Origin of the sequence: Agaribacter marinus (assembly GCF_030160655.1) — a bacterium.
Taxonomy (GTDB): Bacteria; Pseudomonadota; Gammaproteobacteria; order Enterobacterales; family Alteromonadaceae; genus Glaciecola; species Glaciecola marina.
The window spans coordinates 24,133-45,487 of record NZ_BSOT01000006.1 but is presented as its reverse complement, the minus strand read 5'-3'; the positions used below and the strand labels follow the sequence as shown (position 1 = coordinate 45,487).

Here is a 21,355-nt window from a genome sequence, read left to right as displayed (position 1 = left end):
ATATTAACAGGCTTATTCTTAGGTTATCCACAAGCGGATAATTCCATTACACCTCTCATTTTTGTTAATTCTTTTAGATAAAAGACGTAAAAATTACGTCTATGTAAGAAAATATGTACCGACATGTGTGCAGCAGAATTTGAATTTCGTCGTGTTTTTTAAATAGCTGCGTGATTGTTAAGCACGCTGCAACAATTGATGATAGGCCAGTTATGGTTTTTTGACTGTAGAGACGATGTTAGAGTGACAGATGAAAATATTAATAATGCTAGGTTATTATAGGGTACTTACTTTGAACTGATTGGCTTAAAACTGATTGGGTTGATACCCGCTTTTGGACGATAACTCGTCTGGCTCTTCATGAGAGCCGCGCCGACTTGGACCCTGAAATTGTACTTTGTAAGTCTCATATTCTTTTATCGATTCAAAACAATAAGTACCAAGTGCTTTAGGTAAATCATTAAAATGATGATTAGTAATGAGAATACAGTTTTTGTTGTCTGCGCAGCGTTGACGTAACAGGCTTCCTAACCAGCTCTGTGCCGATTGTTTTAATATGGTCTGGTTTACACAAACTTCGTCTAATATAAGCAAATCTACGTCAAGCAGCTGCTTACTTATTTCTCTAAACTTCATTGACGCCTTGTCTTCAGCTTGATAATCGTAGGAGAAGAAACGCAGTTCTAATAGTGTTTGGAGTTGTCTGTATAAAACAGTGATTTCAAATTGCTGAATTAGCTGATGTGCAATGGCGCCGGCAATATGAGACTTTCCACGCCCGTAATCTCCATAAAATATCATCATATGCGCACGGCTATTTCTCCAACTAGGATCGCTGTGAGCGCCGATAAACGCTTGAGCAATGCTTATCGCTTCTTTTACGTCAGCAGAATCTTCTATTAGTCTATCAAATGTCCAACTTTCGTTGAGTTCTGACGCGCCATAAAGTGCTTGAATACGCGCTTGTTTTGTTTCCAGTTGCAGTTTGGCAATATCATTGTTAGCTTGCGCATCGTATTGTTTTCGACGTTCCGAGTAGTTTGGGACTTCACTTATACTCTCGGATAAAGAATTAGTATTCTTACCTAGACGCTTACCTAAATCAGCTAATTGTTGTTGGAAACTTTTCATTTCTTTTCGCTATATTGATTTACTAATTTTTCGACATTTTGATCGAATACCAGACCAGCTTTTGGTGTTACCCATTGATGCCCCGTTTTACTTTGTCCATAATTACTAGGGTTTTTCATTCGCCGTTGTTTTAACTGTAACACAAATTTTTGTGTCCATTGATAGGGGGTTTGCGTCATTTCCGGTCTGCCTAACCAATAGGCGATAAATTCTCCGAGTTCATCTGCACCGTAATCAATTTCAATTACACCGACTAGTTTACACAGCATGTCAAAATAATCTGTTGATGGTCGCCAATCGATAGTTATCGCTTGGTGTTGCTGATGTAATTCATTGCTATTAATATTTTTAGGAATTTGGCTAAGGGGTAGTTCTACTTGTTTATTGTTAAGGCTTTTCGAAAAATCGATATCTGATTCAAATTTTACTAGGCCTACTTCGCTTAATTCGACAAACAACTCTGTAATTTGTCTGCCACGCGTAATACGTTTTTCTTTAGTATTTAATAGAAACAAAACGGCTTTATTTTTGATTGTGATTTTTTGTGAATTTTGTGTCCAAAGCGGTCGTAGGTATAGGCTGTAGAGTACCCTAGCTTCGTTGCTAAGTGATTGTTTTAAGGCTTCAGTTTCGACTATATTCACAACTTATCAACAACTTGTTCAAGCCATTCGAGTGCAAATTCTTCTGGTACTGGGTGTTGCAATACATCGATAAATAGCGGAGGGTGTATAATTGTTGCCGCAGCATTAGATAGTAATGATTCCATCTTTCGTGCACCATCACAAAAAGTATCATAACTAGTATCTCCTAGACCAATTAGTATATATTTACATCCTGATAATGATGCATCTTTAAGTGAGTTTGCAAAGGCTTGAATATTGTCTGGTAAGTCACCTGCTCCGTGAGTCGAGGTGACGATGATGATGACATTACTAAAATTTATTTCGTCATAGGACGGTGTGAAGTGAAGTTTGCAGTTATGACCTTTTGTTTGTAAGTATTCATCCAGTGCTTCTGCTACATACTCGCTTGCACCAAGTACAGAACCAATTACGATTTCAATGTCCACAAGGCGATTCTCTATTTACCAATACAAAATGATGAAAATATTTTACTTAACAAATCGTCTGAAGTGAATTCACCCGTAATTTCATTCAGCGATTGTTGAGCAATGCGTAATTCTTCTGCTAGTAATTCCCCTGCCATATGATCGTCTAGTTGTGACTTCCCTGTTAGGATATGGCTTTCAGCGTCATGTAAGGCCGTTATATGTCGTTTACGCGCAATAATTTGGTCTTCCCCAGATTGTTCAAATCCCATGGCTGCTTTTAAATGCGTTTTAAGTATATCAATGCCGCTACCTTGTTTAGCAGATATGCAGATTGTTGGGTACTCGTCTTCTATCAATTGAGGCAACTCTCCAGTGATATCACTCTTATTCCTGATCAAAGTAACTGGAATATTTGCGGGAAGTCGGTCAAAAAACTCTGGCCAAATATCTTGAGGTAGTAATTTGTTTTCTGTTGTCGCGTCAATCATGAACAATACACGGTCGGCGTTATTTATTTCTTCCCAAGCGCGTTCTATGCCTATTTTCTCTACCCGATCAACAGCGTCACGAAGCCCTGCAGTATCTATTATATGTAATGGCATGCCGTCAATGTGTATTTGCTCTTTTAGTACGTCTCTTGTAGTACCAGCAATATCTGTGACAATTGCTGATTGTTTGCCTGCGAGTGCGTTTAACAGACTAGATTTTCCCGCATTCGGGCGACCTACAATGACGACATGCATACCTTCTCTTAAAAGAGCGCCTTGCTTTGTTTGTTCTTTTATTGTGTTCAATGCAGATATGATATTTTGCAGATCGCCTTGAATTTTGCCATCACTCAAAAAATCAATTTCTTCTTCAGGGAAGTCTATAGCTGCTTCAACATACATACGCAATTGAATGACGTGCTCTACTAAATGATGAATAGTTTTCGAAAATTCACCTTGAAGACTTTTAACGGCGCTTTTTGCCGCCTGTGTAGAAGATGCATTAATAAGGTCAGCGATGGCTTCTGCTTGGGTTAAATCAAGCTTGTCGTTTAAAAATGCTTGTTCACTAAATTCACCTGGTTTTGCTAGACGAACCAAGCCAGTGGCTAGGCAACTATCCATGAGTAGTTGCATAACCACTTGACCACCATGGCCTTGTAATTCTAATACATCTTCACCAGTAAAAGAGTGAGGGTTCACAAAAAATAACGCCAGACCTTGATCAATTACATCGCCATTTGCGTCATAAAATGGTTGATAAACTGCTTTACGAGGTGATGGACAATTTCCTAGTATTTTAGCGGCTACTGCTTTCGCATTTGGTCCCGACACACGGATAATGCCTACGCTCGCCCTACCTGGTGCGGTTGCTTGCGCAACGATGGTTTCTTTATGTAATTCCATGGCGGTTAATTATACGTTAAATTAAATAATCTTTAATCGCGGAAATTGTTGAATTGAAGCGGCTGTCCAAAATCTTCACCCCGTAGCAAGGCCATTACTGCTTGTAAATCATCTCGTTTTTTACCAGTAACTCTTACTTGGTCGCCTTGAATACTCGATTGTACTTTCATTTTTTTATCTTTAATTAGCTTATTAATTTTTTTGCCGAGTTCGTGGTCAATGCCTTGTTTGAATGAAATTACCTGTTTGTGTGTTTTGCCTGTGCGCTCAACCTGTTCTGGTGTGATTGCTCTGGCATCTACGTTCCGTTTTGAACAAGCATTCCTTAGCATGTCTTGCAGTTGTTGTAGTTGAAAATCACCTTCTGCAACTAAGGTGACGGTTTCTTTGTTGTATTCGAAAGAAGCATCAACGCCTCTAAAATCAAAACGGGTTGAGAGTTCTCTGTTTGCATTGTCCACTGCATTTTTAACTTCTACACTGTCGAGTTCTGAAACGATGTCAAAAGAAGGCATGATTGCTCCGTATAATTGTTTTCTTTTTTATATTGTAAGACGAATATGGGTGCAAAAAAAAGCCCGCAGTTTGTGCGGGCTTTTTTAAGGTTATTTTGTTTTCAATCCGCGTTTTTCCATTGAGGCATATATTATCTTTGCTTGGACGAGCGTGATTATATTACTCATTAACCAATACAATACTAATCCCGCAGGGAAGAAGAAGAAGAATATACTCATTGCGACAGGCATGTACTGAAATATCTTCTGTTGCATAGGATCTTGAATTGTCATTGGTTGCAAGCGCTGTAACAAAAACATTGATGCACCAGTAAGGATAGGCAGTACAAACCAAGGGTCACGTACAGATAAGTCACTTATCCATAAACCGAATTCTGCATGCCTTAATTCAACGCTTTCTAGCAATACCCAGTAAAGCGCCATGAATATTGGCATTTGTAGCAGCATAGGGAAGCAACCTCCCATCGGATTCACTTTTTCTTTTTTATATAGCTCCATCATGCCTTTTGACATTTTCTGTTTGTCGTCACCAAATCTATCTTTTAGCTGTTGTAGTTTTGGTTGTAGGGCACGCATTTTTGCCATTGATTCGTATTGCTTCTTGGTTAGCCAATACATGGCGCCCTTCACTATAATTGTGGTAAATATTATAGCGAAGCCCCAGTTACCAACAATGCCATATATCCACTTAAGTAGCGCAAATAAAGGTTGTGATATCCACCAAAGAATTCCATAGTCAGCCGTTAAATCTAAGCCGCGAGCGATGTTTGCAAGTACACCTTGGTCCTTTGGTCCAATATATAATATGCTTGATAAAGTGGTTGTTTCACCCGCTGGAATGTTAACCGTTTGGCCTTTATATCCTATAATGGCGGCATTATTAGATAGTGCTGAATAAATAGAATTTGTCTCATTTTGAGGCGGTACCCAAGCCGACACAAAATAGTGCTCTAGCATACCCACCCAGCCACCTTGAGTGGCAATATTAAGACGTTCATCTTGAATGTCTGAAAACGTATATTTTTCGTATTTATCTTCTAGGGTTGAGTATGCAGCGCCACGATAAGTAGGCATGAACATACTACCTTCGCTCCGCTCCGTTAGTGTTTGTTTTAATTGCGAGTACTGTTGTACTTGAGCAACTTGAGACGTGGTGTTATTAACTATGTAGCTTACATCGATAGCGTGACTACCGCGTGTAAACGTAAACGATTTAGTTACTTGAATACCATCTTTTGTAACTACACTTAGTGGCACTATAAGTTGTTCTTTATCGTTGTCTAATGCATATGTTCCTTGTGGAACACTATACTGCGCACGGCCACTTTGTAGATCTGTACCTTGATTACCTATTAACCCGCTTTGGGCGATATATAGCGTAGCAGGCTCCGAAGTAAGAATTTGGTATGCATCATCACCGCCCTGTGTTACAGGATATTTAATTAAATCAGTTGCGATTACATCACCACCGATGGTATCGATGGTTAGGTGTAGGGTATCTGTAGTGACGTCAACAAACCGTTGAGCATTCGTTTCTGCCGTATTTAGTGACTGCGGCAATGCAGAAGTATCTGCTTGTGGCACGAATCCATCACTACTTTCTGTGTTTTGGGTGTTTTGCTGCTGAATTTCTTCAGCACTTTCAATTGGTTGAGGGCCATACGCTTCTTGATACTCTATCCATAGTAAAAAGCTTACTAATAACAAACCAATAATGAGAATACTTCTTTGGGATTCCATAACTCTCTCGTAATTCCAGATTATTTTTTATGTGAAACAGATGTTGGTACTGGATCAATTCCGCCAGGGTGTAACGGGTGACACTTAACAATTCGTGTCGCCGCTAATAAGGTACCTTTAAATATTCCGTGGATTTCTAATGCCTCTTTTGCGTAACAAGAACAACTTGGATGAAATCGACAATTTTGTCCAAGCATTGGTGATATTACTGATTGATATACTTTGATAGTACCAATTAGCGGAAACGCAGCAACGGTGCTTATCGAAGTTAGTTTTTTAGCCATCATTGACACCGTTTTTTCAGTTTACGCCATTGTTTTTCCAGTTGTTCGAATATGGCTTTATTGTCCATGTCGCCCACGCCCTGTTTAGCGATGACGATAATATCAACATTTGGGAAATCATGCGCGATTAATCGAAAACTTTCTCTCACACATCGCTTTATGCGATTTCTATTTGAGGCAAGTTTTACTTTCTTCTTAGGTACAGTGATACCTAATCTTGGAATTTCAAGTTTGTTAGGGCGAGCAAGCAGTGTTATTTGTGGTGATACAGCGGGAATTGCTTTGTCGAATACATTAGAAAATGCTGAGGGAGTCAGCAGACGCGACTCCCTTGGAAAGCTATATAGTGTTTTTTTCACTAACGTTTAGCATTAAGCAGAAATACGCTTTCTACCTTTCGCACGGCGATTAGCCAATACTTTACGACCGTTTTTAGTGGCCATGCGAGCACGGAAACCGTGAGAACGCTTACGCTTAAGGTTACTGGGTTGAAAAGTTCTTTTCATGACCTATTCTCGTTTAAGTTATGCGGTGTATATTGCTTACCTTCTAATAAGGTTTTACGAACACCTGTTTAATTGGACGCCGAATAGTAGTGATCAAAGTTGCTTTTGTCAACTAAAAACTACGCATAAATCTGCGTTATTTAAGGGGTTCAGCAAACAATCGGTTTGTTATATCCACAGTTATTATTTTTCGTTATTAACTTATCCACAAATTGCTTATCAATTATGTAAAAAAAGTGTAAATATTCATGGCTAGTTTGGTAAACTATGTTTGAATTACTGTGGTAGGTGGTCTTGTAATCGTTGGCTTGTACAAAATATTTGTTTGAATATTGAGCTAAAACAGTTACCTAAGAAAGAATGTGAATAATTAGTAAGCATTGGTGCGTAAATGGCGCTTTTTCTGTGGATAAATCATTTATCGTCGGCTATATTGTAGCGCTAATTTTTTACATTATTATAGGTAAAAAGAACCTTGAATATCGATTGGGACCAATGTTTGGATATGCTTAAGCATGAGTTGTCATCTGAACAATTTAGCATGTGGTTAAAGCCCTTAAAGTCTCATTTCGATGGTGAAAGTTTGCACTTGTATGCAGGTAATCGTTTCATTCTTGATTGGGTGCGAGATGAGTACTTTGAATTAATTTCTACAACGCTTCGCCAAATATACGGTGTTGACGCGCCAGCATTGCTTTTAAAGGTTGGGCTGCCGCCAGAAATACATAACCCTCACGTCAATCATAATCCTGATACCGCTTCAAATTGCAAGCCGTTTACTCCAAAAACTAGTAACAGCGACTTTGTTACACAAGCCAGTAGAGAATCAACGCAAAGCCTTTCTGCGTATGCGTCTTCTAGTAAAGGGAACGTGAATAGTCCACTTGCGAGGTCTTTCGAATTTAACTCTGAGAACCCAGCACCAATTAATTATCAAGATCAAGGGAATCAACATTCAAAAGCACTTAATGGTAACGCGTTAGCATCTTCACAAAGCAACGCTAGTCAAATGAATGATGTAAGCAATTCAGCTAATAATAATGCGCCCATTGTTCCAATTCCTAAATTGAATAATCATAAAAGTAATGTAAAAGTTGATTACAAATTTGATAATTTTGTTGAGGGTAAATCTAACCAATTGGCACGTGCTGCTGCGATGCAAGTCGCTGAAAATCCAGGAAAATCATATAATCCCTTGTTTTTGTATGGGAGTACTGGCTTAGGTAAAACGCATTTAATTCATGCCGTTGGTAATGGGATTGTGGATAAAAATCCGAATGCAAAAATTGTTTATATGCATTCTGAACGCTTTGTTCAAGATATGGTAAAAGCGTTACAAAACAATGCTATAGAGGATTTTAAACGATTTTATCGCTCAGTAGATGCCTTGCTAATTGATGATATTCAGTTTTTCGCAAATAAAGAACGTTCCCAGGAAGAGTTTTTTCATACCTTTAATGCCTTGTTGGAAGGCAATCAACAGATTATTCTTACATCTGATAGATACCCGAAAGAAATTGATGGGGTAGAAGACCGGTTGAAGTCAAGGTTTGGTTGGGGGCTTACCGTCGTTATAGAGCCGCCTGAGTTGGAAACTCGCGTTGCTATTTTGATGCGTAAAGCTAATGAAAATAGAATTGACTTGCCAAGTGAAGTTGCATTTTTTATGGCAAAGAGGATCAGAAGTAATGTAAGGGAGCTAGAAGGAGCGCTTAATCGAGTTATTGCAAATGCTAATTTTACCGGTCGACCAATTACGATCGATTTTGTTAGGGATGCATTACGTGATTTACTTGCCTTGCAGGATAAGTTAGTTACTATTGAAAACATAATAAAAACAGTTGCTGACTATTATCAAATAAAAGTGGCTGATATATTATCTAAAAGAAGAACACGTAGCGTCGCTCGACCAAGACAAATGGCGATGGCACTAGCAAAAGAAATTACCAATCATAGTTTGCCTGAGATAGGTAATGCGTTTAGCGGTAGAGATCATACTACAGTGCTTCATGCAGTTAGGAAAATAGAAGAGCTTAAGGGATTGAGCCACGACGTTTTAGAAGACTATAAGAATTTAATTAGAACACTTTCTTCATAACAACACGCAAAACGAGAATAAGAAATGAATTTTACTATTAGCCGTGAAAGTTTGTTACAGCCGTTGCAGCTTGTGTCAGGAGCCGTAGAACGACGACATACGCTTCCTATATTAGCCAATGTTTTATTGCGTGTTTCTGAAGGATCACTGTGGTTAACTGGGACTGACCTTGAAGTTGAACTTATGGCTAGTGTCAGTTTAAGTGGCGCCTTTTCTGAAGGTAGTATTACTGTTCCTGCAAAGAAACTCTTAGATATTGTGCGTGGCTTGCCAGAAGAAGTTAGCATTATTTTCGAGATAAAAGACAATAAGGCAATACTAAAAGCACAACGTGCTAAATACACATTGTCTACATTATCCGCAGATGATTATCCAAACCTTGAAGATTGGCAGGGTGAGTCAGAGTTTGAAATAAGCCAAGGGAATTTGAAGTACTTAATCGATTCTGTACAGTTTTCTATGGCGCAACAAGATGTGCGTTATTACTTAAACGGTATGAGTTTAGAAACAAGCGACAATGAGATTAGAACGGTAGCTACTGATGGCCACCGACTAGCTATGGCTGCAATGCCTTACAACGCGTCAACCTTGCCGCAAAAGCAAGTTATTATTCCTAGAAAAGGTGTGTTAGAGATTTCTCGGTTAATTGAAGACAATGATACGAACATAAAGGTACAGGTCGGTAGTAATCATATTCGTGTTTTTAGCAATTTGTTTATTTTTACGAGTAAACTCGTTGATGGGCGCTTCCCCGATTATAATCGTGTCGTACCAAAAGACACAGATAAAGGTTTGGTCGTTAACAGGAATGCAATTAAGAGCGCGTTTTCGAGAGCGATGATCCTTACTAATGAAAAATTCAAGGGCGTTAGACTAAACCTTGAACAAAATGAATTAAAGATCACAGCAAACAATCCAGAACAAGAACAGGCTGAAGAAATTATTGAGGTTAATTATGACGGCGAGCCCTTAGAAATCGGTTTTAACGTTGTTTATCTTATAGATGCGCTGAATGTACTTGAAAGCAACTCTGTTATTTTCAAATTGTCAGACTCTAACGCTAGCGCACTTGTTCAGGGTATGAATATTAAGAATGATGAGCTTGTTGAAGATGAAACGTCACAATATGTCATCATGCCAATGAGACTTTAGTAAAACTTATATATGCATATCAATCAGTTGCGGTTGACTAACTTCCGCAACTTCTCTCAATTAGATCTTTCACCCAGTCCAACCATTAATTTTATCTACGGTGCCAATGGTGCAGGTAAGTCGAGTATTTTGGAAGCAATCCATGTACTTGGCTTTGGCAGGTCATTTCGTACAAATAAACCGAATAGTATTATCAATGCTTCTGAAACTAATGTAGAAAGCGCTACTGTGTTTTCTAACTATGAAGCGTTAGATACAACGCATAAGATTGGTTTCTCAAGGAGTAGGCAAGACGGCTTTACTTTCAATATTGATGGTGAGAAGTCGGTTAGGGTTGGAGACATTGTTCGAAAGGTACCTGTGCAAATATTCACGCCTCAGAGTAGCGAGCTTATTGTCGGCTCTCCGTCGTTGCGAAGGAAATATATTGATTGGTTGTTGTTTCACGTGGAACAATCTTTCTATTTGGCAAATTCTTCTTACACAAAAGTACTAAAGCAACGAAATGCATTCTTAAAATCTACGAATGTAACTGGGATAGGTAATACAGATTTTTTTGATTCTTGGTTACCACAACTCGAAAATTTCGGTTTGAGAATAGATGCCCATAGAAAATCCTATATTAATGATTTAAATAAAGAATTAATTACGCTATATGCTCAATTTAGGCCTGAGATAAATGTAGAGATACGTTATAATCAAGGGTGGGATAAAGATAGTAGCTTGTCAGAGGCATTAAATACAAAGCTTGAACGAGACCTTATTCGCGGCTTTACATCAGTAGGGCCCCACAAAGCCGATTTAGTATTTTTGGTTGATGGTAAACCAGCATCGGAATTTTTATCTAGGGGGCAGCTACGTGTATTTGTATCTCTGTTGTTGATTGCTGAAGTAAAGTTGCTTAAGAGAAAAACTAATAAAAATACGATTTTCCTAGTGGATGACATCAGCGCAGAGCTTGATGACGCTACAAAGGAATTTTTTTTAGACAAGGCTGTGGAAGACAGCACTCAACTGTTTGTTACAGCAATTGAGAAAGATCAATTGTCTTTCATTGAAAAATACAAAAATAAAAAAGTGTTTCACGTGAAACATAACAGCGTGTTCGAGGAGTGAAGATGTCGGAAAATAACTATGATTCATCCAGTATTAAAGTACTTAAAGGCTTAGATGCTGTCCGCAAACGGCCAGGAATGTATATCGGTGATACGGATGACGGTACTGGCTTACACCACATGGTGTTTGAGGTGGTTGATAATTCTATAGATGAAGCCTTAGCTGGTCATTGTAGTGACATCGTAATAAAAATTCATTCTGACAATTCGGTTAGTGTAAGTGATGATGGTCGAGGAATTCCTACGGAAATTCATCCTGAAGAGGGGGTCAGTGCAGCAGAAGTTATCATGACCGTTCTGCATGCAGGCGGGAAATTTGATGACAATTCGTATAAGGTATCAGGTGGTCTCCACGGTGTAGGTGTATCGGTTGTTAACGCACTTTCTAAAAAGCTGACAATCAATATAAGACGTAATGGTGAAGTACATGAACAAGAATATACCATGGGTGTCCCAAATGAACCGTTAAAAGCAACCGGCACTACGGACAAAACAGGTACGACTATCCGTTTTTGGCCGAGTGAAGAGACGTTTACTAACGTTGAATTTCATTTTGATATCTTAGCCAAGCGTATTAGAGAGTTGTCGTTCTTGAACTCCGGTGTATCAATTAAACTCGAAGACGAAAGAGACGGACGTCAAGACCATTTTCATTATGAGGGTGGGATAAGAGCTTTTGTTGAGTACCTAAATAAGAACAAAAATTCGATGCACAGCAACCCATTTTACTTCTCAGTAGAAAGGGAAGACGGCATAGCTGTTGAAGTAGCGATGCAATGGAACGATGGTTTCCAAGAAAATATATTTTGTTTTACTAATAACATCCCTCAGCGAGATGGCGGAACTCACTTAGCAGGTTTTCGTGGTGCCTTAACTCGTACCTTAAATAACTTTATGGAAAAAGAAGGTTACAACAAGAAGAACAAAACTAGCGCAAGCGGGGACGATGCAAGAGAGGGTTTAACGGCTATTATTTCAGTAAAAGTGCCTGACCCTAAATTTTCCTCACAAACAAAAGATAAGTTAGTATCGTCTGAGGTGAAATCTGCGGTTGAATCGACTATGGGTGAAAAATTCTCTGAGTTTTTGATAGAACACCCAACAGAAAGTAAAATAATAGTAAATAAAATCATTGATGCAGCTAGGGCTAGAGAAGCCGCTAGAAAAGCAAGAGAGATGACTCGTCGTAAAGGGGCCTTAGATCTTGCTGGTTTACCTGGAAAATTAGCCGACTGCCAAGAGAAAGACCCGGCAATGTCTGAACTTTACATAGTGGAGGGTGACTCTGCTGGCGGTTCTGCGAAGCAAGGGCGTAACAGAAAAAATCAGGCGATATTGCCGCTTAAGGGTAAAATCTTAAATGTAGAAAAAGCGCGCTTTGACAAAATGTTGTCATCACAAGAAGTGGCTACACTTATTACAGCCTTAGGTTGTGGTATAGGTCGGGATGAATATGACCCAGATAAACTGCGTTATCATAGTATTATTATTATGACCGATGCTGACGTGGATGGCTCACACATTCGTACATTGCTACTGACATTCTTTTATCGCCAAATGCCAGAAATGATTGAACGCGGCCATATTTTTATCGCGCAACCGCCACTTTATAAAGTAAAGAAAGGGAAGCAAGAACAATATCTAAAAGATGATGAGGCTCTTAGTGCGTACTTAACCAATATTGCAGTTGATGGTGCTTCGTTGCATGTGAGTGAAGATGCGCCGGCTATTCAAGGTGTAGCACTAGAGAATATGGTTAAGCTTTATCAAAGCACCATGGCTATGATTGACAGAATGAGCCGCAGAAGAATGCCAAAGTCAATATTGACACAGTTATTGTATAACGATGCGATTTCTGCTGAAACACTAAAAGACAAAGCTGCGCTTCAAAGTGCAGGTCAAAATATCGTTGATGCTTTATCTGAAAGTGACAGTGAGTCTCATAGCTTTACTATGGACGTAAGATTGGATGACAATGGTGTAAACGTACTCGTTATTACCATGAAACAGCATGGTATTGACTATGAATACCTTATAAATCAAGAGTTTATACAATCACCAGAGTATGAAAAAATCGTTACTTTAAATCAAACTATTAATGGTTTGATGGCATCAGATGCATATATTAAGCGTGGGGAAAAGACTAAACCGTCTGAGTCTTTTGAAGAAGCGCTAGATTGGTTAATGGCTGAAGCGAAACGTGGGCAATATATACAGCGTTACAAAGGGCTAGGTGAGATGAACCCGGAACAATTGTGGGAAACGACAATGGATCCAAATAGTCGTCGCATGCTACAGGTAACGATTGAAGACGCTATTGGCGCTGACCAACTGTTTACAACATTGATGGGCGACCAAGTAGAGCCTCGCAGAGATTTCATCGAATCTAACGCATTGAATGTCGAGAATCTTGATGTGTAGACCTTATTCTCAGGTCTGACAGTCTTTGCCAAAAGATCTCATGTTGTTATTAGAAGGTGTTCTTTATGAGCACCTTTTTTATTTTACTTAAAACAATGTACGTACCCGTACCATGACCAATTACCCCAAACTCTAATAGTAACTATGTGTATTCATTTGACTAATATATTCATACCAAGCAGACCCCACAAGTAACAATATGCCAATAAAACTTGCTACATACTTTTGTGCGGTGTTTGATGGGAACTTAAACACGCTATATGTAAAAGCGAAGCACAATATTGTAATAATAAAAAATGGCACATCGGCGTAAATTCGCGACATCAGTGAAAAATAGAAAAATATGATGAGATGCAAAGAGGCGTTCACGTCATATTTGTGTGAATCCTGACAAAAGAGTTCGCGCAGGGCATGTGAACCGAGTAAAAAGCCATAGGCTAACATCAGAATACCCAATACTAAGCTACCGTTAATAATAGTAATACCACCTAGTGCGCAAAATATAAAAGCAACATTAAAATAGCTAATATTCTGGTGGCTAGATGAAATGATTAAATGGCGATGCACTACAAAATTGAAAATGATGAAAAAACAACATATTTCTAACCAAATAAGCCAATGTGATGTAAGCGTTGCATCATAACTGATAACGGACCACGTACTTATGACTACGAATCCTAGGCTAATTAAAAACAAATAGCATTGTGCCCAAAATAATTGTAATCGCAAAAAGAAGTATGAGATAGCTAATAGCAAGATGACAATACCCAACCAATCAAGGATTAGGCGTGGGGGGAAATTCGGAAAATTAACAATCCAAGTATAAACGCCAATCCATAAAAGAATGCTTATAGGTGTTTTTTTTCGGTGAATAAATTCATTTTTTTGAGAAAAAAAATAAAGAACGAATGACAATAGAAGAGGGACAATTAGTGCTTGGAAGGCCAGCAAAGAAAACATGAAAAGTTCCTTGAAGATAATCTCGAAAAATATGCTTGGGTAAATGCGTCAATTTAGACATTAAGGTGCAGAAGTCGGCACCTAAATACTGATCACGTAGGCGTACAAAGCGAAAAGCAGCCTACGTGATCTGCAAGAAATCAGCACTATTGTTTAATGGCTTCTACACTTATTGAGATGGCAATATCGTCACCAACACCACCTTGCATGAAGTTCATACCGTAATCGCTACGTTTTAAGGTAACATTTGCATTGTAGCCAATCCGATATAGCCCCCAAGGGTCTTCGCCTTCTTTTCCTTTATGTAATGCCAATTCAATAGGTTTAGTAACACCCAATAATTCAAGTTCTCCTGTTAACGTGACGACCTCTTCACTTTCATCAATATGTAAAGGGCTAGTAAAACGAATAACAGGAAACTGCTTTGCGTTAAAAAAATCAGGACTTTTTAAATGGATATCTCGTTTGGCATGATTCGTATCTATACTTGCTGTTTTGATTTCAATATTCATTGAAGAGTCTGTTTTTTCGGCGATATTGATAATCCCTGAGACATCATTAAAACCACCTACTAGCCGCGAGTAGCCCATATGATCAACGGTAAATGTCACACTCGTGTGAGAACTATCTATCGCATAATTGCCCTTGGGAGGTTTAGCATTTGCTAATGAAGAAGTTGCTAAAGCAAAGCCTGTAATTAACGCTACCTTTTTTATAAACATAGTACCCTCTAATAATTTACTTTTTAAAAATTAAACGCCAATTAGGCGAAACCATAGGTATTACAAATTGTTTTGTTTAGATATACAATAGCTACACATGTTCATAAACTGTTACCAATTTAGAAACAATAATTTCGACGGGTGGTAAATGGATAAACTCAATTGCATGACAGCATTTTGTGAAGTTGTTAAAGCAGGTTCTTTTTCGGCTGGTGCTAAAAATTTAAATGTTTCTAAAGTACTAATTAGCCGGTACGTAGCACAATTAGAAGATGACTTGGGTGTGAGGCTACTGCAACGCACAACTCGAAAAATGAGCTTAACTGATGAAGGAAGTGAGTATTATCACCGTTGCCAAGTGCTGTTAAACGCGTTTGATGAACTGGAAAATAGTACTAAAGACAAGTACCAAGGTGTTCATGGTCAATTGCGAATTGCGGTGCCTTCTCAAGAATTCACATGTGCCCATCTCATTCCATTCATTAGCCAATTTTCGCAACAATATCCTGATGTCACTTTAGATATCAATTTGGCAGATCGCTATATCGACATTGTCGAAGAAGGTTACGACTTAGCGGTACGTATAGGAAAATTAGACGACTCCAGCCTAATTGCTAAAAAATTATCCGACGCAGAATTAGTGTTATGTACCAGCCCTGAATACTTAAAAAACCAAGCGACGATTACTCATCCGAAAGATTTACAGCAACAAAAGTTAATTATCGATACCAATTATCGAGGCGGTAAATCATGGAAATTTACAAATCAATCGAAAGAGCACGTAATACAACCCACTGGACATATTAAGTTAAATAGCGCAATGGCAGTAAAAAGGTGTTTGATAAGCGGCGCTGGTATCGGTATTTGTCCGTCTTTTTCCGTTGACAAAGAAATTGAGAGTGGCCAATTGATACGTTTGTTACCTGAGTGGAAATTAATGAATTTAGGTATTTACGTTATATTCAGTCATAGGAACCACCTGTCTCCTAAAGTGAGAGCTTTCATCAATGCCATTAGTGAGCACTTTGCCCAACAGCAGTAGCGAAATATCATTGTAAACTAAAAAGAAACAATAAATGAAATAATGGTTTATTGTTTCTTTTTTGAAATTAAGTAATCATTTCCCTCACAAATAGAGTTGAGGAATAATTATGCTAGTTGATGGAAAGTGGACGAAAAGTTGGGATCCTTATCAAAAAACAAGTAATGACGGCAGTTTTGTTCGTCAAATATCATCGTTTAGACACTGGATCACGCCAACAGGCGACACGGGGTTTGTTGCAGAAAAGGATAGGTATCATCTTTTTGTAAGCTATGTTTGTCCATGGGCGTGTCGAACGTTAATGGTCAGACGCTTAAAACAACTTGAAGACTATATTTCAGTCAGTGTGGTAGAGCCTTTTTTGACCGATGAAGGTTGGAATTTTGGTAGCTACCCAGGCGCTGATGATGTAGACCCTTTTCATGGTTTTAAGTATATTCATCAACTTTATACACACGCTGATGCTTTATATACCGGGCGAGCAACGGTACCAGTCCTTTGGGATAAAAAACTAAATACAATCGTTAACAATGAGTCTGCAGATATCATTGAAATGCTCAATACTGCATTTAATCACCTTACGAACAATCAGCTCAATTTGCGTCCTAAAGATAAATTGACCGAATTATTGGATTTGAATGATTTTATTTATCAGGAAATCAACAATGGCGTTTACAAGGCGGGATTTGCACAATCACAAAATGCTTACCAGCGTGCCTATGAAAATCTATTTAGCGCCCTCGATGTTCTTGACGAAAAACTATCTCATTCAAGCTATTTACTTGGAGAGAAAATCTCAGAAGCTGATATTCGCCTCTTTGTTACATTAGTCAGGTTTGATGTCGCCTACTACAGCTTGTTTAAATGTAATAAGAAACATATTGGCGAGTATGAGCACTTAAGTGCATTCATTGACAAAATTATTCATATTCCAGGTATTAAAGAAACCATCAATATTGATCACATTAAAACCGGTTATTACTCCGTAAAAGCACTTAATCCAACGGGGATTGTTCCTGTAGGACCTGAATTAGCTGTGGCTATTTAATCTAGGAGGACTAACCATCATGATGCCATCGTTATTTATATCTCATGGTGCGCCCAATCGAGTATTAAGTAATTCTTCAGCAAAAGATTTTTTGCAATCATTAGCTAAAGACCTACCTGAGCCAAAAGCAATCATTGTCTTTTCTGCTCATTGGTTGAGTCACGATCTCGAAATAAGCAATAACGAAGAGCTAAGCACTATTCATGATTTTATAGGGTTTGGCGCTGAATTACATAAAGTACAATATGAAGCTAAGCAGCCTAAATGGCTCTTTAATAAAATCTGTGCGCTGCTGCAAGAGAAAGAGATTGCATATAAAAAGAACAGTCGAGGTTTAGATCATGGTGCTTGGTCTGTTTTATCGCTTAGCTATCCGAAGGGTAATATTCCTATAACCGCATTAAGTGTCCCAAGATATAAAAACTTAAATGAATATCTGTTGCTAGGAGAGGCATTCAAAGAGTTAAGGCGTGAGGGAATACTCATTATTGGATCAGGTGGCGCGACGCACAACCTGTCAAGACTCAGCCATGGTAGTACCCCAGAACCTTGGGCCGTTGACTTTGTTGCTTGGTTACAAAAGTGTGTTCAAGATAAAAATTATGCTGAACTAACACATCTCTATGATGCGCATCCTTCAGCGACAATTGCACATCCGTCGTTGGAACATTATGTCCCCTTATTAATTGCAGCTGGCGCAGCAATGCATGAACAAAGTATGTTAATTCATGATAGCTACGAATTTGGTTCTCTCAACAATTCTTGTTTTAGCTTTGGCCATCATGCATAAAGAATAGACTAATCCTTTGGATACATCAGCACTAAACGCGCGCCACCTAATGTGGCACTCGTTTCTGCGTAACATTCACCACCATGCCAATGTTGAATGCGTTGTACGATGGCTAAGCCTAAACCAGCGCCGCCTTTTATCCTGTCTCTACCTGCATCGGGTCGATAAAAAGGCGTAAATATCTTTGTCATCATCTCCGTTTTAATGCCTGCACCATCGTCATCAACACTAAGTATTATGTGTTTTTCATCGCATTCAATACCAATTTTGACCTCGCTCTTAGCGTGTCTGATGGCGTTTGCCAGCAAGTTACTAATGGCTCTCTCGATAAAGTGGCCATCGCCATTCAAAATACATGCATCGCCCCCTACTGAAATGTTACATTCAGTACTAACAGCGAACTTCGACACCAAGTTTTCGCAAAGCGCTTTGAGCGGTAGTTCTGCGACATTTAATTCAGGTTCAATAGACTCGTACTGCGTGTAGTCAAGTAATTCCTGTACAAGCGTTTCTAGCTCGTCTAAATCACTTTGTAGTGCAACCCATTCTTTCGATTCAGGTGTTGGGTGCATTGCGAGGGCAAATTTAAGTCGCGCGATGGGGGTACGAAATTCGTGCGCAACGGCACCAGTTAACATGCGTTGATTATTGAGTACATCGGCAACCTTATCGTTTAGGCCATTTAATGTTTTTGCAATTGGGTAGATAAGTGAGCTTTTGCGTACTTCAATGGCCTGCAAGTGACCGTGCTTGTCAAATGACTGAGCCGACTGATTAACCTTAGACAAATCTCGCCACAATGGCCACGACCAGGCTGCAGTTAAAGCAGCTAAAAGAATTAAGAATACAAATGCATATACAAAAAAGTAGTCCTTGTTTTGCTTAGCTTCATCAGGTATCGATATTGCAATAATGGAGTCATTTTCAAGTGGGACAAATATAGTTTGTCCGTCATTGTCGTAAAGAATGACGTTTTCGCCTAAACGAATTTTATCTCGTAATTCATTTGGCCACGCAATGTCACTTAAATGTAAGGTTTGAAATGTAAGGTTTTTGTTCGTTAACGCTGACGCTAAGATTTGCGGGTGTTTCTTTAGTGAGTTTGTTAGTTCAGATAACACCTGCAATTCCGGGGAGTGTGTATTTTCGGACGGTAAAAGTACATCTAACACACTGCTTATCACTATGAGTGACAAGGTGATAAAGGCATAAAAGCTAATAAACAGTTTTGCCATGGGTTGTAATCAATCCCATGCGTCAGGTACGAAGAAAAACCCTTTACCCCAAATGGTCTTTATACGAAAAGGACTCTTTGGATTGTCTTTCAGTTTTTTACGTAATCTTGATATTCGTACATCTGCTGAACGATCAATTCCGTCATATTCACGGCCAATCAATTCTGTATATAGCGTGGTTTTTTTCACAACTTTTGCTGGGTTGTCTGCAAGCTTACAAAGCATATCAAACTCATGACTAGTCAGGGGAATATCTTCATTTGTCAATGTGACTTTTCGTGAATCTTTATCAATTTTTAAATTACCAAAGCACAAAATGTTGTTAGCAGCGAGGTTTGTTGGCTGACTCAATTCTTTCTTATTTGCACGCCGAAGTAAGGCTTGAATTCTAGCAAGTAACACCCGTGGTTCTACCGGTTTTACGATATAGTCATCTGCGCCAAGTTCTAAACCAATGACTTGATCGACACTTTCATTTTTTGCCGTTAAAAAAAGTAGTGGGCCGGCGTAAAGTTGCCGTAAAATTTTGCATAATTGAAACCCGTCGATATCGGGTAACATTACATCCAGCACTATCACTGAGGGTGTTTTACTGGCGACATGTTCAATCAATCCTTGGCTGTCTGCGAATACGGTGACATTAAAATCATTGCTCTGTAAATATTGACAGACCAATTCTGACAACCTGGGATCATCTTCCACTAGTACTAATTCAATCATTAAAAAATACTCCATGGATTATTTATTCTACGGCGTTTTTTTATTGGCTCGATATACTTGATGAATAAAGTTTGAGAAAATAGAGTCTTGCCATTTTCTTCCTTTATGACGAGTTGCTGAGCGCGTAAAAGTTTGACAGAAATAAACTCAGGCATCGTTTGACTAAACCAACAACCCAGTGACGTCCCACTAAGGAAGATACAAACATTTTCTTTTATACTTGAGTCTTCCAATACGATGTGCAAATCCATCTGACAAGTTTCATCGTTTTTATTTGTTACGCATGTTGTCGGTGACAATGAGAACGTTTGACCGTGGAGGGTCGTTTGCAGCACCATAGGCTTGTTTTGTTGAGCATCAGTACGTGCAGAAAACACGATACTGATACACAAAATAAGTATATAAAGCTGGGGTTTGTAACCCATCAAAGTCCCTTAAAAACGATATGCGAGGCCAACGAACACCGTATTTATTTCGCTTTCCACAACGATTGGACTATCAGTCATTCCATCGCCAAGCCATTCTGTACTCGCCATAATTAGCCATTGCCAATTCTCATTAATTGTTCTACTAGCTTTTGCATATAAACCGACATTTACTGTGCTCTCACCACTATACAATAAGTCGAAAGAATTTGTATCCATAAGCGATACACCATAATAATAGTCAATCAATGATTCGCTTTTCCATGTCACGCGTGTATTCACCGAAAATGCCCATTTTGGTATTTGCCAACGGTAGTAATAATTTGCCTCGAGATGTCCACCATCATAAGTGCCAGATACATCATAAAACAACGCCACATTAAACTCTGTATGGTCAAAGTACTTGTGCGCACGAATACCTGCATCTACTGCCCAGCGACGCTTTGCGACATTTTCAACTGTGATGGGTGTGCTACTAAGAATGTTTTGTCTATCATCTTGCGGAGACGCAGGAAAAGAGCCTTCAATAAAATTCGAGTTTACGAAAATATTCTCAGGATGCCAGAAAGAAAAAAAAGCGCGCTCTCTATTTATTTCAATAAACGTTTCTAGCGCGAAATCATTAGATTGTACCCATTGATAGCCCAATTCACCGTTGTCAAAATAAGCATTGTCGCCGTACCAAGCAATATCCGGGATGAGTACTAAAGGTATGTCGTCGCCACCGGATAGTGGGTTTGTTCGCACGCCTGCACCTATCGCGACCCCAAATTCCCAACTGTTGTTTTCTACGTACTCGTTATCTCTGCAATTCTTTGGGTTTTCACAGGCAAAAACAGGTAGGCTTGCATTTACTATAAGTAAAAGCAGTACATACTTAATACGCGTCGCTAAAGCTTGCAATATGCCTCCTGATTAATTGCGTTAGACTCTGACAGTTTGCAGGTTATCAAAGCGATTTGCTAAACACACTAAACGATTACAAATATTCACATTTAATCGC

Annotated in this window: 22 protein-coding genes; 7 read left to right on the top strand and 15 right to left on the bottom strand. The window is 38.9% G+C overall.

Features of this window, described 5'->3' with window-relative positions; all coding sequences use genetic code 11:
- Nucleotides 1-306: 306 nt before the first annotated feature.
- The 9 genes from QQK00_RS11065 to rpmH all read right to left on the bottom strand — a co-directional run bounded on the left by QQK00_RS11065 (nucleotide 307) and on the right by rpmH (nucleotide 6,624).
- On the bottom strand, nucleotides 307-1,131 hold the full coding sequence (locus tag QQK00_RS11065) for an ATP-binding protein (RefSeq protein ID WP_284217635.1): 825 nt from the start codon (nucleotides 1,129-1,131) through the stop codon (nucleotides 307-309).
- Entirely contained in the window at nucleotides 1,128-1,775 is a 648-nt protein-coding gene (locus QQK00_RS11060) for a DnaT-like ssDNA-binding domain-containing protein (protein WP_284217634.1), read from the bottom strand. The genes QQK00_RS11065 and QQK00_RS11060 overlap by 4 nt, the downstream gene beginning before the upstream one ends.
- Complete coding sequence (mioC, locus tag QQK00_RS11055) at nucleotides 1,772-2,203, bottom strand: FMN-binding protein MioC (RefSeq protein ID WP_284217633.1); 432 nt, start codon at nucleotides 2,201-2,203, stop codon at nucleotides 1,772-1,774. Before mioC ends, QQK00_RS11060 begins: the two co-directional genes overlap by 4 nt.
- Nucleotides 2,204-2,214: 11 nt before the next feature.
- Nucleotides 2,215-3,579, bottom strand: a complete 1,365-nt coding sequence (gene mnmE / locus QQK00_RS11050) for a tRNA uridine-5-carboxymethylaminomethyl(34) synthesis GTPase MnmE (RefSeq protein WP_284217632.1) — start codon at nucleotides 3,577-3,579, stop codon at nucleotides 2,215-2,217.
- Between the two features lie 32 nt (nucleotides 3,580-3,611).
- On the bottom strand, nucleotides 3,612-4,094 hold the full coding sequence (locus QQK00_RS11045; RefSeq protein WP_284217631.1) for a YajQ family cyclic di-GMP-binding protein: 483 nt from the start codon (nucleotides 4,092-4,094) through the stop codon (nucleotides 3,612-3,614).
- 90 nt (nucleotides 4,095-4,184) lie between these two features.
- Nucleotides 4,185-5,834 carry a membrane protein insertase YidC gene (gene yidC / locus QQK00_RS11040; protein ID WP_284217630.1) on the bottom strand — a complete coding sequence of 550 codons (1,650 nt, stop codon included), beginning with the start codon at nucleotides 5,832-5,834 and terminating at the stop codon, nucleotides 4,185-4,187.
- 20 nt (nucleotides 5,835-5,854) lie between these two features.
- Nucleotides 5,855-6,118 (bottom strand): membrane protein insertion efficiency factor YidD, encoded by a 264-nt coding sequence (gene yidD, locus QQK00_RS11035; RefSeq protein ID WP_284217629.1) that lies wholly within the window; start codon nucleotides 6,116-6,118, stop codon nucleotides 5,855-5,857.
- Nucleotides 6,118-6,477: a ribonuclease P protein component gene (gene rnpA / locus QQK00_RS11030; RefSeq protein ID WP_284217628.1), complete on the bottom strand. Its 360-nt coding sequence runs from the start codon at nucleotides 6,475-6,477 to the stop codon at nucleotides 6,118-6,120. The genes yidD and rnpA overlap by 1 nt, the downstream gene beginning before the upstream one ends.
- A 12-nt stretch (nucleotides 6,478-6,489) precedes the next feature.
- Complete coding sequence (rpmH, locus tag QQK00_RS11025) at nucleotides 6,490-6,624, bottom strand: 50S ribosomal protein L34 (protein WP_284217627.1); 135 nt, start codon at nucleotides 6,622-6,624, stop codon at nucleotides 6,490-6,492.
- 475 nt (nucleotides 6,625-7,099) lie between these two features.
- On the opposite strand from rpmH, the gene dnaA reads away from it, so the two are divergent.
- The 4 genes from dnaA to gyrB are packed head-to-tail and all read left to right on the top strand — an operon-like array spanning nucleotide 7,100 to nucleotide 13,410.
- Entirely contained in the window at nucleotides 7,100-8,722 is a 1,623-nt protein-coding gene (dnaA, locus tag QQK00_RS11020; protein ID WP_284217626.1) for a chromosomal replication initiator protein DnaA, read from the top strand.
- 24 nt (nucleotides 8,723-8,746) lie between these two features.
- Complete coding sequence (dnaN, locus tag QQK00_RS11015) at nucleotides 8,747-9,874, top strand: DNA polymerase III subunit beta (protein WP_284217624.1); 1,128 nt, start codon at nucleotides 8,747-8,749, stop codon at nucleotides 9,872-9,874.
- Nucleotides 9,875-9,886: 12 nt separating this feature from the next.
- A complete protein-coding gene (recF, locus tag QQK00_RS11010) occupies nucleotides 9,887-10,990 on the top strand; it encodes a DNA replication/repair protein RecF (protein ID WP_284217623.1) in 1,104 nt (367 codons plus the stop codon).
- Between the two features lie 2 nt (nucleotides 10,991-10,992).
- Nucleotides 10,993-13,410 carry a DNA topoisomerase (ATP-hydrolyzing) subunit B gene (gene gyrB / locus QQK00_RS11005; protein WP_284217622.1) on the top strand — a complete coding sequence of 806 codons (2,418 nt, stop codon included), beginning with the start codon at nucleotides 10,993-10,995 and terminating at the stop codon, nucleotides 13,408-13,410.
- 132 nt (nucleotides 13,411-13,542) lie between these two features.
- On the opposite strand, the gene QQK00_RS11000 is transcribed toward gyrB, so the two are convergent.
- Both QQK00_RS11000 and QQK00_RS10995 read right to left on the bottom strand, forming a co-directional pair.
- Nucleotides 13,543-14,370, bottom strand: coding sequence for a hypothetical protein (locus tag QQK00_RS11000; protein ID WP_284217621.1), 828 nt, complete (start codon nucleotides 14,368-14,370; stop codon nucleotides 13,543-13,545).
- A 146-nt stretch (nucleotides 14,371-14,516) separates the two neighbouring features.
- On the bottom strand, nucleotides 14,517-15,092 hold the full coding sequence (locus QQK00_RS10995) for a YceI family protein (protein ID WP_284217620.1): 576 nt from the start codon (nucleotides 15,090-15,092) through the stop codon (nucleotides 14,517-14,519).
- 148 nt (nucleotides 15,093-15,240) lie between these two features.
- Between QQK00_RS10995 and QQK00_RS10990 the strand changes: the two genes are divergently transcribed.
- The 3 genes from QQK00_RS10990 (at nucleotide 15,241) to QQK00_RS10980 (ending at nucleotide 17,972) form a co-directional block, all read left to right on the top strand.
- Complete coding sequence (locus QQK00_RS10990; protein ID WP_284217619.1) at nucleotides 15,241-16,134, top strand: LysR family transcriptional regulator; 894 nt, start codon at nucleotides 15,241-15,243, stop codon at nucleotides 16,132-16,134.
- Between the two features lie 109 nt (nucleotides 16,135-16,243).
- Nucleotides 16,244-17,182 carry a glutathione S-transferase family protein gene (locus tag QQK00_RS10985; RefSeq protein ID WP_284217618.1) on the top strand — a complete coding sequence of 313 codons (939 nt, stop codon included), beginning with the start codon at nucleotides 16,244-16,246 and terminating at the stop codon, nucleotides 17,180-17,182.
- A gap of 19 nt (nucleotides 17,183-17,201) precedes the next feature.
- Complete coding sequence (locus tag QQK00_RS10980) at nucleotides 17,202-17,972, top strand: DODA-type extradiol aromatic ring-opening family dioxygenase (protein WP_284217617.1); 771 nt, start codon at nucleotides 17,202-17,204, stop codon at nucleotides 17,970-17,972.
- A gap of 8 nt (nucleotides 17,973-17,980) precedes the next feature.
- Here QQK00_RS10980 and QQK00_RS10975 read toward each other — a convergent pair whose 3' ends face one another.
- The 4 genes from QQK00_RS10975 to QQK00_RS10960 are packed head-to-tail and all read right to left on the bottom strand — an operon-like array spanning nucleotide 17,981 to nucleotide 21,255.
- Nucleotides 17,981-19,207, bottom strand: coding sequence for an ATP-binding protein (locus tag QQK00_RS10975; RefSeq protein WP_284217616.1), 1,227 nt, complete (start codon nucleotides 19,205-19,207; stop codon nucleotides 17,981-17,983).
- Between the two features lie 9 nt (nucleotides 19,208-19,216).
- Nucleotides 19,217-19,927, bottom strand: a complete 711-nt coding sequence (locus QQK00_RS10970; protein ID WP_284217615.1) for a response regulator — start codon at nucleotides 19,925-19,927, stop codon at nucleotides 19,217-19,219.
- Complete coding sequence (locus QQK00_RS10965; RefSeq protein WP_284217614.1) at nucleotides 19,927-20,352, bottom strand: DUF3019 domain-containing protein; 426 nt, start codon at nucleotides 20,350-20,352, stop codon at nucleotides 19,927-19,929. The genes QQK00_RS10970 and QQK00_RS10965 overlap by 1 nt, the downstream gene beginning before the upstream one ends.
- 9 nt (nucleotides 20,353-20,361) lie before the next feature.
- Nucleotides 20,362-21,255, bottom strand: coding sequence for a MipA/OmpV family protein (locus QQK00_RS10960; RefSeq protein ID WP_284217613.1), 894 nt, complete (start codon nucleotides 21,253-21,255; stop codon nucleotides 20,362-20,364).
- Nucleotides 21,256-21,355: the final 100 nt, after the last annotated feature.

Excerpts from the sequence above, each read along its gene's own strand:
- QQK00_RS10990 (WP_284217619.1), top strand. The coding sequence starts at position 15,241 with ATGGATAAACTCAATTGCATGACAGCATTTTGTGAAGTTGTTAAAGCA.
- QQK00_RS10965 (WP_284217614.1), bottom strand. The coding sequence starts at position 20,352 with ATGGGTTACAAACCCCAGCTTTATATACTTATTTTGTGTATCAGTATC.
- QQK00_RS10980 (WP_284217617.1), top strand. The coding sequence starts at position 17,202 with ATGATGCCATCGTTATTTATATCTCATGGTGCGCCCAATCGAGTATTA.
- QQK00_RS10975 (WP_284217616.1), bottom strand. The coding sequence starts at position 19,207 with ATGGCAAAACTGTTTATTAGCTTTTATGCCTTTATCACCTTGTCACTC.
- QQK00_RS10995 (WP_284217620.1), bottom strand. The coding sequence starts at position 15,092 with ATGTTTATAAAAAAGGTAGCGTTAATTACAGGCTTTGCTTTAGCAACT.
- recF (WP_284217623.1), top strand. The coding sequence starts at position 9,887 with ATGCATATCAATCAGTTGCGGTTGACTAACTTCCGCAACTTCTCTCAA.
- dnaN (WP_284217624.1), top strand. The coding sequence starts at position 8,747 with ATGAATTTTACTATTAGCCGTGAAAGTTTGTTACAGCCGTTGCAGCTT.
- QQK00_RS10970 (WP_284217615.1), bottom strand. The coding sequence starts at position 19,927 with ATGATTGAATTAGTACTAGTGGAAGATGATCCCAGGTTGTCAGAATTG.
- QQK00_RS11065 (WP_284217635.1), bottom strand. The coding sequence starts at position 1,131 with ATGAAAAGTTTCCAACAACAATTAGCTGATTTAGGTAAGCGTCTAGGT.
- yidC (WP_284217630.1), bottom strand. The coding sequence starts at position 5,834 with ATGGAATCCCAAAGAAGTATTCTCATTATTGGTTTGTTATTAGTAAGC.
- yidD (WP_284217629.1), bottom strand. The coding sequence starts at position 6,118 with ATGGCTAAAAAACTAACTTCGATAAGCACCGTTGCTGCGTTTCCGCTA.
- rpmH (WP_284217627.1), bottom strand. The coding sequence starts at position 6,624 with ATGAAAAGAACTTTTCAACCCAGTAACCTTAAGCGTAAGCGTTCTCAC.
- gyrB (WP_284217622.1), top strand. The coding sequence starts at position 10,993 with ATGTCGGAAAATAACTATGATTCATCCAGTATTAAAGTACTTAAAGGC.
- mnmE (WP_284217632.1), bottom strand. The coding sequence starts at position 3,579 with ATGGAATTACATAAAGAAACCATCGTTGCGCAAGCAACCGCACCAGGT.
- QQK00_RS11045 (WP_284217631.1), bottom strand. The coding sequence starts at position 4,094 with ATGCCTTCTTTTGACATCGTTTCAGAACTCGACAGTGTAGAAGTTAAA.
- QQK00_RS10985 (WP_284217618.1), top strand. The coding sequence starts at position 16,244 with ATGCTAGTTGATGGAAAGTGGACGAAAAGTTGGGATCCTTATCAAAAA.
- QQK00_RS11000 (WP_284217621.1), bottom strand. The coding sequence starts at position 14,370 with ATGTTTTCTTTGCTGGCCTTCCAAGCACTAATTGTCCCTCTTCTATTG.